Source organism: Chryseobacterium sp. BGA-UO-ETr-SB22 (assembly GCF_059567885.1).
On record NZ_JCAQOV010000004.1, the window covers coordinates 254,975 to 268,916 of the forward strand.

Genomic DNA, 13,942 nt, shown 5'->3' on the forward strand with positions numbered 1-13,942 from the left:
TCCCGGCTTTGAGCCGGGATTTTTGTTATCTTTGTGTACAAAAAAATAGGATTATGGATTTTTACAAGATTTTTCTTAGTGCACACAAAGGATTCGGGTATTTAGAACTTCTTTTAGTTGCATTATTTATCATTGCACTTTTAGCTACTATGTTTGGCTTCAGTGGAAAAGTGAACAAATTTTTAAAGAAGACTACTCTCTTTACGATGATTTTCTTCCACGTTCAGTTTTTAATAGGAATATGCTTGTTATTCATATTTTCTCCAGGTTTCAAAGCTGCTTTAGATGCAGGAACATTAATGAAAGATGCTTACAGCAGACAGACATTTGTTGAGCACCCTTTCTCTATGTTAATCGCAGCAGTATTAATGACCATTATCAACAAAAAAGTAAAATCCAACGACACAATCTCTCTTGGAGTAGTTATTATGGGATTGATCGCGGCAGGTCTATTTGCATTCGCGTTCCCTTGGCTAAGAGTCTTTGGAGCTTAAAAAAGACAAAGAAATTATATGCGTTATAATTTATAAATAGTTTAATCTTAAATTTTTAATTAAATCAATGAAAGTAGCTGTAGTAGGTTCAACAGGAATGGTTGGACAAGTTATGCTTAAAGTTTTGGAGGAGAGAAACTTCCCTGTAACAGAATTAATCCCGGTAGCATCCGAAAGATCTGTAGGCAAGAAGGTGAAGTATAAACAGAAGGAATTTACCATCGTAAGCATGAAGGACGCTATAGCTGCCAAACCGGATATTGCAATCTTCTCTGCAGGTGGTTCTACTTCTCTTGAATTTGCACCCTTATTTGCAGAAGCAGGAATCACAGTAATTGATAATTCTTCAGCTTGGAGAATGGACCCTGATAAAAAATTAGTTGTTCCTGAGATCAATGCTGATGTTTTGACAAAAGAAGATAAAATCATTGCAAATCCGAACTGTTCTACCATTCAATTGGTAATGGTTCTGGGACCTTTGAACAAAAAATATGATTTAAAAAGAGTAATTGTTTCTACTTACCAGTCCGTAACAGGAACAGGGAAAGCCGCTGTAGACCAGTTAAACGGTGAAATCAGCGGAGATGAATCTACTGAAAAAGTATATCCTTATCAGATCTTCAAAAATGCATTACCACACTGTGATGTATTCTCTGATGATGATTACACGAAAGAAGAGATCAAACTGATGAAGGAGCCTAAGAAAATTTTAGGAGACGATACCTTCAACCTGACAGCAACAGCAGTAAGAGTTCCGGTTCAGGGAGGACATTCTGAAAGTGTAAACATTGAATTCGAAAATGAATTTGAACTGGATGAAGTAAGAAAAATCTTATCCGAAACTCCTGGGGTAATCGTAATGGATGATGTGAAAAACAACCAATATCCAATGCCTTTATATTCGGAAGGAAAAGATGAAGTTTTCGTAGGAAGAATCAGAAGGGATCTGTCACAGCCCAAAACGCTCAACCTCTGGATCGTTGCAGACAATCTGAGGAAAGGAGCAGCAACCAACGCTGTACAAATTGCAGAATACCTTGTAGCAAACAACTTAGTATAAACTAACAAAATAAAAAAGAGTCTCAAAATTGAGATTCTTTTTTTTATCAAACTTAATATGAATACCCAGAAAAATACCCACAAAGAGAAAATAGGATTCCAAAAGCTCATAGCTATATTTGGAATCATCCTTTTTATCGGAAAGATTATTGCCTGGAAACTTACCAACTCTGATGCTGTATTTTCTGATGCCATGGAAAGTATCGTCAATGTCATCAGCGCATTCATGGGACTGTATTCACTCCATCTTGCAGCCAAGCCTAAAGATGAAGATCATCCATACGGCCACGGGAAAGTAGAATTTGTGACTTCCGGTATTGAAGGAGCTCTTATCGCTATTGCCGGTATTATGATTATCTATGAAGGGGTTCATAGCCTTATCGTAGGAAAAACTCTGAGTAAAATAGATCTTGGGATATGGATCATTGCTGCAACGGCAATTATTAATTATTTATTGGGATATATCTCTATAAAAAAAGGAAAAAGAGAAAACTCTCTGGTTCTTATTTCATCCGGTAAACATCTTCAGTCTGATACCATTACCACCCTTGGAGTAGTTGCAAGTTTAGTGATTGTTTATTTTACTAAAATCTATTGGCTGGATTCAGCAGTAGCCCTATCTTTTGGACTTTATATCATATTTGTAGGCTATAAAATCGTCCGAAAATCCTTAAGTGGTATTATGGATGAACAGGATCCTGAAATATTGAATCAGGTCATTAGAATTCTTGAAGGAAACAGACAAATAGAATGGATTGATGTACACAATATGAAAATACAGCAATTCGGGTCTTCTCTGCATATTGATGCCCATATTACCCTTCCCTGGTATTATGATCTTCGTGATGCCCATAGTGAGATGGAAAAAGTAATTATCCTTCTTGCCAAAAATATGAAGCGCAGTATTGAGTTCAATTTTCACATGGATGACTGTAAACCGATTTCATGCCCGGTCTGCCAGATCAAAGACTGTCCTGTCCGTGAAAAAGACTTTGTGAAACGTGTAGAATGGACTCCGGAAAATGTAACCAGTATAGATAAACACACCGTAGAATAAATAAACTTGCTTATTTACCCTCCTTATCCATCATCTGTTTTCTGTAATAAAACATCGGGACAATCAATAGTATAATCAAAGGCTGGATCACAAACCTTCTCATATAAAAAGAAAAAAGATATCCTATTTCGAATTTATCATGAATACAATACAGATAAATAGGCAGAGAGATCACAAACACAATAACCATCATCACAGCACCCTGCAGTGCCCATTGTTTGTTTTTGAATAAACCATAAATGATCAGGCAGGAAAACAAAAGATTTAAAACAAATCTAAACAGATGCCCACCAAGCAGTTTCCCCCATTCAAATGCAGGGAATTCAATATGTTTATTCGCTTCATGGAAGTAACCAAGGAAAGGATCATAAAAAAGAGTATTCTCCAGAGCCCTCACCCCTATTAATCCGCAGATGCCGGCTATAACCAGAAGCCAATTAAGAATTTTCATGTTTTAAAGCAAAAAATTTAATCCAGACCAGCCAAAGTACAACGACACTTCCATAAATAATAGCAGGAAAAATGAAATCATGGAACATTTTACCATACTCCTTATAATCGGTCATGACGATATTTAATCCTACGATTCTCAGAAGATTCATTATGTACAGTATAACCAATCCTACTCCAACAAAGACAAAAGTCTTCACCCCTTTATAAAAAGCAAAAACGAAAGAGACAAACAGAATGATAACAGAAACAGCATTACAGCCCTCCACCATTCTCGTCTCATAACGCTGTTTTACATAAAACCAAACCTGCTCATTCTTTACATCATCATAAAGTTCCGTAGGATAGCCTATCGTATTCTGCAGAGCAGCCACCTGATTGGCAATTATTCTTGAAAAAGAATCCAACCCGGAATCTTTACCGCTATTCAGGTAAAACTGATAGGCAAAAAGCAGTACCAGGTAAATAATAATGAAACGCAATAAGATACCTAAAACAGGTTTAAAGTCTTTCAGCATACTGCAAAGATAAAAATTAGCCTGTAATATCCTGAATTTGAATCAAGAAACTTAAAAATCATCCATCAGATCTATCGATTATTGGTTATAACAGTGAAAAATTTTCTTTAAAATACTTAGTAAAACAAATATTCAACACTTCTTTTATACCCTCATTACAACAGTCTCTTCCTTTCACATTTTCACTTCTTTAAACTATAATTCCCAACTCATGTTAATTTAGTATATTTGTTTCCATATTATGACTTCTGAAAACGCAAAACGATTTTTTGAAAACCATTTGGGTAAAAAATCTTCCGAATTCGTCACATTAGCTCAAAGCGGCTCTGCGAGGGTAAATTTCCTGGCCACTGCCGGCACTGAAAAATACATCATCACGTACAATGAAAATATTCCGGAAAATGAAAGTTTTCTTTACTATTCGGGGCTATTTTCAAATTTGAACCTTAATACTCCTTCCATTCTTGCTGTTTCTGATGACAGAACAATGTACGTCCAGGAATTTTTAGGGCAGCAAACTCTTTCGGAGGTGATTACAAAAGAACAGCAATCTTCTACTGTAAGATCTTTGGTACAGCAGACATTGGAAAGACTTTTCCAAATGCAGACACAGACACAGGGGAAAATTGATTTTTCAAAAACCTTTGAATATGAAAGTTATGATGAACTGCCTGTGATTCATGATCTTTATTATTTTAAAAACTTTGTGGCTGATGTCCTGGAGCTTGAATACAACAAATCGACACTTTTAAAGGAATTCAAAAAGATTGCTTCACTCATTGAAAGTATTGAGCCTAAAGGAATTATGATCCGTGATTTTCAGGCAAGAAATATCATGGTGAATGAAAAGAATGAAGTTTCTTTCATCGACTACCAATCTGCAATGAAAGGTCCGTTAATGTATGACGTCATCTCTTTCCTTTTTCAGGCTAAAGCAAACTTCACCGATGATTTTAAACAGGAAATGCTGGAATTTTATATTCAACAGTTTGAAAATCCTGAAACAAAGATTCAACTAAAAAATGCGGTGATGCCTGTTCAGATGATGAGATTTTTACAGGTTTTGGGAGCTTACGGATTCCGGGGATTAATTCAGAGAAAGCAGCACTTTACAGCCAGTTTGGAAAAAGGAATTCAGAATATTACACAATTTGCTTCTGCATGGGAGCCAATGAATGATTATCCTGAACTGAAAAAAGTAATTCAGCAATTAGAATCAGATAAAGCCCAAGAAAAAATTAAAGAGATAATAAATTTAAACCATTAAGGAAGCTTTAAGTCATTAAGAATATTAAGGTTATGACCAAAAAAGAAATTACCCAACTGTCATATGAAATTACAGGCTTTGCTATTAAAGTCCATAAAGCTCTTGGTCCTGGCCTCCTTGAAAGTGTCTATGAAGAATGCTTAAAAATTGAGCTTATTAAAAATGGTTATGATGTCAAACAGCAGTTGTATTTTCCCATTAATTATGAAGGGATAGAAATTGAAACAAAGCTTGTTGTAGATCTCCTCGTCAATGATACAATTATTATAGAGTTAAAAGCTGTAGAAGAAGTCTTACCAATACACGAGGCACAGCTACTCACTTACATGAAAGTTCTTAAAAAGCCACAAGGCCTTCTTATTAACTTTTTCACGAACAATATTACCAAGTCAATGAAACCCTTTATTAATGATTTTTTTAAAGAACTTCCTGACTAAATTTTGATTTATCAAAATCTTAACTTACCTTAAAAACTAAATGAACCTTAATGGTTTAAAATTTAAAAGAAAGAAAGAATATGCTACACATCGAGATACACAGTTTTTCATACAAGAAAGGAGGAATTCCTAAAGACAATTCAGGAAACGGAGGAGGTTTCGCTTTTGACTGCCGTGGAATTTTAAATCCCGGAAGAATTGAAGAATATAAAATTCAGACCGGAAATGACATCGGAGTTCAGGAATATCTGGAAACAAAAACAGAAATGCCAAAGTTTTTAGAATTGGCAAAATCTCTTGTTTCTATCAATATTGACAATTACCTTGAAAGAGGGTTTGAGCATCTGCAGATCAATTTCGGATGTACAGGCGGACAACACAGATCGGTATATTCTGCTATAAAAATCGCTGAATTTATCCGAGAAAAATATCCTGAAGGAACCGAGATCACTCTTCATCACGACGAACAACCGCAACTAAACATTAGTAATCAGTAATGAGCAATAAGTAATCTTCTTATTACGCTTATATATTACTTATTATCTATCACTCATTACTCATACTATTATGAAAGCTCTAATTTTCGCAGCAGGAAAAGGCACCAGATTGAAACCGTTTACCGATCACCATCCAAAAGCGTTGGCAAAAGTAAACGAAATCTCTCTTCTTGAAAGAAATATCACTTACCTGAAAAGTTTCGGAATAAAGGATTTTGTAATCAACATCCATCATTTTGGAGAACAGATTGTTGATTTTTTAAATAAAAACAATAATTTCGGATGTAAGATTGAAATCTCTGATGAAACCAACGAACTTCTTGAAACAGGAGGTGGCTTGATTTTTGCGAGAAAATTCCTTGATCACGGAGAAGATTTTTTAATCATGAACGCTGATATCCTCACCGACTTAAATATCAATGCGTTGGTAGAATACCACAAAAAGATAAAAGATTTTGCTACTTTAGCGGTTTCGGACAGAGAAAGCTCGAGAAAACTCCTTTTCAATGATGATATGGTTTTGAGAGGCTGGCTCAATGTACAGACTGGTGAACAAAGGCTGGCAGAATTCAACAAAGGCTTTAAAGCTCTTGCTTTCAGCGGAATTCATTGTATCAATCCCAAGATCTTCGAAAAAATAAAAAGAACAGGCAAATTTTCTGTTATGGAAGAATATCTGGACCTCATGCAGACCGAGCATATACACGGTTTTGTACATGACAGTATTCTTATTGACGTCGGAAGACCGTCATCTGTAACAGAAGCCGAAAAACACTTTAAATAAATTTTGCAATGGAAATTGATGGAATTAGGGATGAGAGTTTAGTAAATCCGGAACTTGATATTAACGAAACAAAACTGCATAACAGTTTCAGACAAAAAACCTGGGACGAGACAATCGCCAAAGACAGCTGGATGGTCTTTAAGGTCATGGCTGAATTTGTAGATGGCTATGAAAAACTGGCCAGGATTGGACCATGTGTTTCTATATTTGGTTCTGCCCGACTAAAGCCGGAGAACAAATACTATGAAATGGCTGTAGATATTGCTGAAAAGATCACCAAATTAGGCTTCGGAATTATCACCGGAGGCGGCCCGGGGGTTATGGAGGCAGGAAACAAAGGAGCTTTCAACGCTAAAGGAAAATCAATCGGATTGAATATTGATCTTCCTTTTGAGCAGCACTTTAATCCTTACATCAATAAATCCTATTCCATGAATTTTGATTACTTTTTCGTGAGAAAAGTAATGTTTGTAAAATATTCTCAGGGGTTTGTAGTAATGCCCGGCGGTTTCGGGACATTGGATGAACTTACTGAAGCAATGACCCTTATTCAAACCAACAAAATAGGAAAATTTCCAATTGTTCTGGTAGGAAGTGAATTCTGGGGAGGATTACTAGATTGGTTCAAGGCAACCTTATTAAAAGAAGGTATGATTGCTGAAGATGATTTGGATCTTTATCGTGTGGTAGATACCGCTGACGAGGCCGTAGCACATATTAAAGCCTTTTATGATAAATATTCTGTGAATGTAAATTTTTAATTGGCATATTATTTGTGACTTATAACTAACAAGAATGATTGTAAATCTATTAATTAAGATGAAAAAACTTTTATATATATCAGGTATTTTAACATTTTTTGTGTTAATGAGTTTTATGTATGTAGACTTTTTCTCTTCAATGACCAAAGTGGATTATGTTGATGGAAGCAAGACATTGAAGTTTACCACAAAAATGAATACAAGCCACATCTCTGATGCGATCAAGATCAACCCCAACACGGCTGGATTTGAAGCGGAGGTAAAAAAATATGTAAACAATAATTTTGATGTGTTTGTCAATGGTGCTCCTAAAACGATAACCTTTACAGGAAGTCAGGTCAGTGGAGAAACTGTATGGGTGTATTTTGAAACCGGAGGCGTTTCAGATATCAACACCTTAAAGATTAAAAATACGATTCTTTTAAGCGCTTTTCCTAAGCAGATCAATCTGGTCAATATTGCCTATAAAGGCAGCCAGAAAACAATGAACTTTCAAAGAGGAAAAGAAGTGAATGAGGTTTCTTTTTAACATGAATTAGATTTAACCATTATAAAATGGGTACCCTGGAAAGTAAAACTTTTCAGGGTATTTTTTTGTTCACACTCAAAAACAAATCACATCAAAGAGACTAATTACGTACAAATACTTAATCATTAATTTCAGCATTTACACCATAACATATTAAAATACAGCAATGTACATTTGTATTGTAATTACAACCACAACGTGAAGCCGGAATCACTTAAATAACGGGGCAGAATCTGAAAAGCCAAATGAGTAAGAAACCACCAAACTAAAACCAAATATCATGGACGACGTAACACTTAAATCATCGAGTCAGGCAATAGATGTCCTGATTGTCATTGACACGGATTATGTACGAGCAAATTATAAAAACCCCAGTACGGATCCAAATAAACCTGTAGGGATTGACCATAACAGTCAGCATATGATTGTTTCCAATGCCAACGCTATTTCAGGACAAGGTTCTGCTGACCTCAATTTCAGTGCAAGAGCCGGAGATACAGTTTCATTCAGAGGAACTTCAATCTATCAGAATTCGGATGACGCAGTTATTATTTATAATATTAAATACTGGTCAGGAGATCAGGTTTTTAATAATTTCGTATACAATTCTGTGAGAAGAAAGCAAGCTGCTGTACCAGATGTAAATTCTTTAAACGGCCTCCCTGCCACTTCTGCAGATATCAGCTTTGCCAGTATTGACTCAAAAGTAAGATCTACTGGAAAAGAGAACTTCTATGTACAGTTTGGTCTTTATATTTTAGACCCGAATGACAGTAACAAACAGGTTCTGTACGGTTACTTTTACTGGGATCCAACAATTACGGTTAAGTAAACGAAAATAGATAAAACCACTGCTGATGCGGTGGTTTTTCTTTTTTAAATGCTCCCAAATCCACTGCTCCATAAAAGTACTGCAAGATCCAGCTCACTGATATCAAAATCATCATGGTGATCTTTAAAGCCAGGTTTATTTTTGAGTTCTTCAATAGCTTTTTCTGCTTTTTCTAAAGATGAAAATACTCCGATATATCTTTCGTCATCCAGAAAGGTATGTATTGTATAATAATGACTGACACTAAAGACAGTACTTAAACCTAATTCTTTGATTGAAATATGATTTTCATCTATCTCATCACCTTTTTCAATATAGTCACGTCCTATTTCACCAATTACCTCTTTAAACCCTTCATTCCAGTGTATCTTATCAAGTATATAACAATCCGTAACAAAACTATCCGGATAATCCCTGAATCCAGGCATAAGAATAGCTTTTGCTTTTAGCTCTTCCAAATCCTCAAGGCTATTTGAAAAACCCAGAAACTTAGTATCAGTATGAGAATCATCGGTATAGGTATGATTCAATGCATAAATGAAATATTCCATGTAAAATATAGCTTCTTGGTTTAAAACTGTTTTTAAAAATATAAAATTCTTTGATTTTTGAAATCAAAAAAATATTAAAATAAACTCGGGCAGCTCTTACGAGCTGCCCGAGTTTTATAAAGTATGTTAGAATATATTCAATCTTAATGAATTACTCAATTTTGATATTATCAATCTGAAGATCATATATTCCGTCTTTTCCTGTTTTTAGGGCAAACATTGGTTTTCCAGCGGTAGTATTAAGATCGGTAAGACCTGTAAGGGTAAGTTCAATCAGCCTCCATTGTCCGTTCGTGTTGATAGATCCTGTATATGAATTAGCACTTTCCGGGCTTAAAGTAGCCCCTGTAGAGAATGTTCCTAAATTGAAGGTATAGAAAGCAGACGTATTAGGAGCCAGTGGCGTTGCTCTATATACGTTGAAAGAAAGTGATTTTCCTGATACAGTCCCTTTGATATACATTGTAATTCTCTTCGGAACCGCTGGTACTCCTGACGCAGCATTGGCTGTAAATACATAGTCGTTATTGGCAGGTGTACCTTTAATCTGAAGGGAATTTGTACCGTTATATCCCAAACCAATACCCTGAGATGCATAAGGCATAAGCCCAAAGCTATTTAAACTTGATAGGAAAGATGGCCAGTTTTCAAAATCAGAGCTCGGGAAAAGATTTACAGCATTAGCAGATGGAAGTTCCGGCTCACCTGGGGTGAATCTGGCGTTAGGGAAGTTAATATCATTAAGATCTCTTATATAAGCCTGATCTGTGAAAACCGTTGCGTTATTTGAGCTTGTAAAACGGCTTAAAACAAGAACGATATCACCACTTTTTTCATATTTAGGAGCGATCGGAGATTTTCCAAAAGTTGAAAAGTTACTGAAACGAAGATCTAATCTGCCTGCTTTTTTATCTGTAATATAACGGTCTCCTGTTGCTGATTCGTCAGCAAAGTTCTTTGTCAATTCAGGTTCTTCAAACTGAACATTTTTAATTTTCACAAGCTGGTTAATGTGCGCACCGTTTTTCAGAGCATCAGAGATAAAGTTGAACTCTAATGGCTTCATTGCGGCTACTACAGGCTTCTGTCCGTCACAAACTCTTGCCATGTAATTTGAAACTTTACTTGGATTGATTCTACCGATAGGATAGTTAGGATCATAAGTACCTACTTTAATGTTTCCATTAACTCCCTGAACGATCAATCCTTTAAGGTTGATTCTTACCAAAGCGCCTACTGGATAATCAAGATATTGGCTTGCACCATCAATGTCAATCTCAATACCTTGTGTTGGGTTTTCAGGCTTATCCTGAAGGAACATCATTTTGTAAAGATTTCCGGATTCATCACTTGAAGAAACATAAGCTTCTACGATGAAATCTTCTTTAATGATATCAGCTTCAACGGGTTTTGCTTTTGCAATGGTTGTAATCTCAGATAACTGGTGGTTAGCCGCTGCAAATTTGTTGGTACATTTGATTTCCGGCACATCATAATCATCGGTTTTTACACAAGACGAGATCGCCAGCATTGAAATGGCAGTAAAGATCGCCGCTTTAAAATATATATTTTTCATTGTTTTCGATTTTTAATTTTAATTTTTTAGAATCTGAATTGAAGGTTAACAAAATAAGATCTACCCTGGTTATACCAATATTTAGGAGCGAATACCATGTTTCCGCTGTCATAATCATTAGCATAGTCAGTATAGTTAACGTTTCTCGTCTGCTCAAATCCACCTGTAATAAAGTTTCTGTTATTAAGGATATTATTTACTGATCCAGACACCAATACATAATACTTACCAATCATCCAGGATTTACCTGCATTCACATTGAAGAAGAATGCTGAAGGTAATTTTGTAGGAGTCAGAATTCTTGCAAGCTCTTCCTCGGTTACGTTATCATAAGGAACTCCCGGTGTATTAGGATTGGTATAGAATCTTTCTGTTCTGGTTACCGGAGACGGATCAAGGAACGAATGTCCGAAATAGTTCCATGTAGCTCCTACCCACCAGTATTTAGGGCTGCTGTATCTAAGACCTAAAGTATACGCCTCCTGAGGAGTTCCACCTTGTCTGTAGTTTTTAAGAGTAGCCTCTCCCATATTGGTGTAAGATCTTGAAACGATATTTCCGTTTCCGTCAAGTTCTCTGAATGTTCCTACAGCATCAGATGCAAAATAAACAGTAGGATTGTTTGTATATGTATACTGTCCTACACTTAATAATCCACTTGCTGTCAAAGTAGGAGTAAGTTTCACCTGTGCACCAAGTTCGATCCCCATGTTTCTCTTATTAGCACCTGCCAATACCTGTGTAATGAAAGCACCATCCTGAACAGGAGTCTGATCCCCGCTTTCAGTCAGAGTAGTCAGCTTAACTCCCTGTGCGAAGTATCTTTGTACACTTGTTTCATTCTGAGTATTAACAAGGTAACCCGTCAATCTAAGTTTAACTACTGGAGTAGAAATCACATAACTCAAATCGTTTGCATCTACAACAACGTTTTTGATTCCCGGAGTTGTAACACCACTTACTCTGGTATTAAAATAAATATCATTTAAGAAAGGAGATTGTGAAAAGTAAGCTCCGTTATAAACCAGGAAGTTTCTACCATTGATTTTATAGGTAACCTGACCTTTAACCCCTGCATTCCAGAAGTTTTGGTCTGCTCCTTTTCCGTAAGAAGACTCATACAGATAATGTTGGAATAATCCTTCCCTGCTGTTCGTTGTATAACCGAATAATCCGGAAACAAAAACATCAAATTTCCCTGTTGAGAATTTGAAAGCAGGATTTACTTTAAATTCCTGTCTCCTGAAAATATAGCTATATCCTATTTTATCACCTTCTCTTTTGGCAACATCAGTATCATTTTCTCTTGTATTAAATTTACCCCAAACGCTTCCTGCCATTGTATTAGATGCAAACGGGTCCATATTCAGGGCAAAATCAGCACCCAAAAGATCGTTTACTTCTCTGTACTGTTCAGATCTGTAGTTTTGGTAAGATAAGTTTAAAATGAAACGGGATGTGTCACTAAAGTTATAAGTATAATGTGTCGCCAGATTCCATACTTTATCATCTTTTACATCATCCACAAGATAATAAGCGGCTCTTCTACCACCAAACATAGCATTATACGCTACATTTCTGTTGGCATTATAAAGATTATCCCAGTTGATCTGTGTATGTGACTGATCATCATTCGTCCACCAGTCTCTTGTAATTCCGATGTTGGCTGCCTGCTCCGGAGATGGGTTTGTATAATTTAACCAATAACTTGGTAAATTACGGTAGTAAGTTGGTGATGGGTTATTGGCTCTGTACCAATCTAATCTTGAACTGTACTCTTTACCAAACTGGTAAGAAACAGATGTCCATAACTGAGAATTTTTATTGATTTTCCAGAAGTCCTGCAATTGAATCATTGGCTGGAAACCTCTTTTTACCCTCTCATTTCTTTTATCCCCGTTTTGCCATCCCCAGTAAGAGTTGTAGTGAACTCCCCTGAAATCATATACTTCCTGAGTACTTGGACTTGAAGAACTTCTTGAGTATTTAGACCCAATAGCATTTAAAGTCATCGTATGACTGTCACTGAATTTCTTCTCAATCCCAATATATCCACTGTATGCATCATAAGCAGTACCATCCTGAATCCCTTCCTGTGCCCATCTTCTCGCGATCATTCCTGTAAATGCCCATCCGTTCTTATTCATTCCGGAAGAGAATCTGTAAGACAATCTGTTGGTATAGTTTCTGTTGGTCAGAGAATACGTCAGCTGACTTCCTTTTCTGTACTCGCTGGCTTTAGTATTCTTATAAAATACTCCGGTAGTTCCTCCGAAAGCATATTCGGAAGGTGCATGATTAGCTGCAATTTCCGGGTAACGGGTAATTTCGTTCAATCCTCCCCAGGTACTGAAGTCTACGTCTCCATTATCTGCAGCAGCCATAGAAATCCCGTTGATCATATTCTCACCTGTTCTGCTATCAATTCCTCTTGGGCGGAACCAGTATGGTCCTAAATCGAAACTCGCAATTCTGTTGAATACATCCTGAGAAGACTGTAGTAATCCTACAGTTGCAGTTTGCTGTGCACCACCGCTGTCACTTTCTCCCGAATCCTCTACAATAGCAAGACCCTGATCCGCACCATTCAATGCAGAATAAAGAGTAATTACTCCAAGATCCTTTCTCTTCTCATTAGTAGTTACGTCAAATTCAAAAATTTTAGTTTCAAAATTTGGTTTTGTAACCATAATCTGATAATGTCCTGGCATCAAATCCGTAAATTGGAAATATCCGATTTTGTCTGCCTTTGCATCATTTCCTGCTCCTTTTAAATCTACACTTGCTTGCTCAACAGGTTTTCCTTCCGCATCCTTAAGATACGCAAACACAGTTGTCTGCGCATAATAATATGACGCAGGCAGCAAAGTAAATAAAGAGATCAATGATAATTTTTTAATCATGATTATATTTATTTTTTTAATACTTTTCTTGTTAATTTTCAACAGTTTAAAAGTTGGGGGCACAAATTTAATCAAATTTTGTAATTCACAACTTTTTTAACAATATTTTTCCTTAAGACTGCAAGCTTTTAAGAATCATTATATAAGTGACGCTAAGGCAATTGCTCTTAAATTTACAAATATTTAAAACGTAGTTAATTAAAAAAAGTAAATTTGTAAATTAAATA

The 13,942-nt window shown here is 36.1% G+C and carries 15 protein-coding genes; 10 read left to right on the forward strand and 5 right to left on the reverse strand.

What is annotated here, in order from left to right; genetic code table 11:
• The first annotated feature begins 53 nt into the window (after positions 1-53).
• From AC57AW_RS04900 to AC57AW_RS04910, 3 genes are all read left to right on the forward strand, one after another.
• Positions 54-494, forward strand: coding sequence for a hypothetical protein (locus AC57AW_RS04900; protein ID WP_318847364.1), 441 nt, complete (start codon positions 54-56; stop codon positions 492-494).
• A 67-nt stretch (positions 495-561) separates the two neighbouring features.
• Positions 562-1,554 carry an aspartate-semialdehyde dehydrogenase gene (locus tag AC57AW_RS04905; protein ID WP_318847365.1) on the forward strand — a complete coding sequence of 331 codons (993 nt, stop codon included), beginning with the start codon at positions 562-564 and terminating at the stop codon, positions 1,552-1,554.
• Positions 1,555-1,611: 57 nt separating this feature from the next.
• The gene (locus AC57AW_RS04910; protein WP_496351020.1) at positions 1,612-2,610 is read left to right on the forward strand and encodes a cation diffusion facilitator family transporter; all 999 of its coding nucleotides are present in this window, start codon (positions 1,612-1,614) and stop codon (positions 2,608-2,610) included.
• Positions 2,611-2,620: 10 nt separating this feature from the next.
• Here the strand turns inward: AC57AW_RS04910 and AC57AW_RS04915 are convergent, their stop codons facing one another.
• Together AC57AW_RS04915 and xrtF are read right to left on the reverse strand one after the other, a co-directional pair.
• The gene (locus AC57AW_RS04915) at positions 2,621-3,061 is read right to left on the reverse strand and encodes an exosortase F system-associated membrane protein (RefSeq protein ID WP_496351021.1); all 441 of its coding nucleotides are present in this window, start codon (positions 3,059-3,061) and stop codon (positions 2,621-2,623) included.
• Positions 3,048-3,578, reverse strand: a complete 531-nt coding sequence (xrtF, locus tag AC57AW_RS04920) for an exosortase family protein XrtF (RefSeq protein WP_496351022.1) — start codon at positions 3,576-3,578, stop codon at positions 3,048-3,050. Before xrtF ends, AC57AW_RS04915 begins: the two co-directional genes overlap by 14 nt.
• A gap of 241 nt (positions 3,579-3,819) precedes the next feature.
• Here xrtF and AC57AW_RS04925 point away from each other — a divergent pair, with 241 nt between their 5' ends.
• The 7 genes from AC57AW_RS04925 (at position 3,820) to AC57AW_RS04955 (ending at position 8,685) form a co-directional block, all read left to right on the forward strand.
• Positions 3,820-4,845, forward strand: coding sequence for an aminoglycoside phosphotransferase family protein (locus tag AC57AW_RS04925; RefSeq protein ID WP_496351023.1), 1,026 nt, complete (start codon positions 3,820-3,822; stop codon positions 4,843-4,845).
• A gap of 32 nt (positions 4,846-4,877) precedes the next feature.
• A complete protein-coding gene (locus AC57AW_RS04930) occupies positions 4,878-5,282 on the forward strand; it encodes a GxxExxY protein (RefSeq protein WP_142717226.1) in 405 nt (134 codons plus the stop codon).
• Positions 5,283-5,362: 80 nt separating this feature from the next.
• Entirely contained in the window at positions 5,363-5,779 is a 417-nt protein-coding gene (locus AC57AW_RS04935) for a RapZ C-terminal domain-containing protein (RefSeq protein WP_496351024.1), read from the forward strand.
• A 70-nt stretch (positions 5,780-5,849) separates the two neighbouring features.
• Positions 5,850-6,563, forward strand: coding sequence for a nucleotidyltransferase family protein (locus AC57AW_RS04940; RefSeq protein WP_496351025.1), 714 nt, complete (start codon positions 5,850-5,852; stop codon positions 6,561-6,563).
• Positions 6,564-6,571: 8 nt separating this feature from the next.
• Positions 6,572-7,324 carry an LOG family protein gene (locus AC57AW_RS04945; RefSeq protein ID WP_318847372.1) on the forward strand — a complete coding sequence of 251 codons (753 nt, stop codon included), beginning with the start codon at positions 6,572-6,574 and terminating at the stop codon, positions 7,322-7,324.
• A 58-nt stretch (positions 7,325-7,382) separates the two neighbouring features.
• Positions 7,383-7,853 (forward strand): DUF6702 family protein, encoded by a 471-nt coding sequence (locus AC57AW_RS04950; protein WP_228408605.1) that lies wholly within the window; start codon positions 7,383-7,385, stop codon positions 7,851-7,853.
• Between the two features lie 280 nt (positions 7,854-8,133).
• Complete coding sequence (locus AC57AW_RS04955; protein ID WP_496351026.1) at positions 8,134-8,685, forward strand: inclusion body family protein; 552 nt, start codon at positions 8,134-8,136, stop codon at positions 8,683-8,685.
• A 44-nt stretch (positions 8,686-8,729) separates the two neighbouring features.
• On the opposite strand, the gene AC57AW_RS04960 is transcribed toward AC57AW_RS04955, so the two are convergent.
• The 3 genes from AC57AW_RS04960 to AC57AW_RS04970 form a co-directional block, all read right to left on the reverse strand.
• A complete protein-coding gene (locus tag AC57AW_RS04960) occupies positions 8,730-9,236 on the reverse strand; it encodes a DUF7336 domain-containing protein (protein WP_496351027.1) in 507 nt (168 codons plus the stop codon).
• A gap of 151 nt (positions 9,237-9,387) precedes the next feature.
• Complete coding sequence (locus tag AC57AW_RS04965; RefSeq protein ID WP_496351028.1) at positions 9,388-10,812, reverse strand: DUF5689 domain-containing protein; 1,425 nt, start codon at positions 10,810-10,812, stop codon at positions 9,388-9,390.
• A gap of 26 nt (positions 10,813-10,838) precedes the next feature.
• On the reverse strand, positions 10,839-13,715 hold the full coding sequence (locus AC57AW_RS04970; protein WP_496351029.1) for a carboxypeptidase regulatory-like domain-containing protein: 2,877 nt from the start codon (positions 13,713-13,715) through the stop codon (positions 10,839-10,841).
• Between the last annotated feature and the right edge of the window lie 227 nt (positions 13,716-13,942).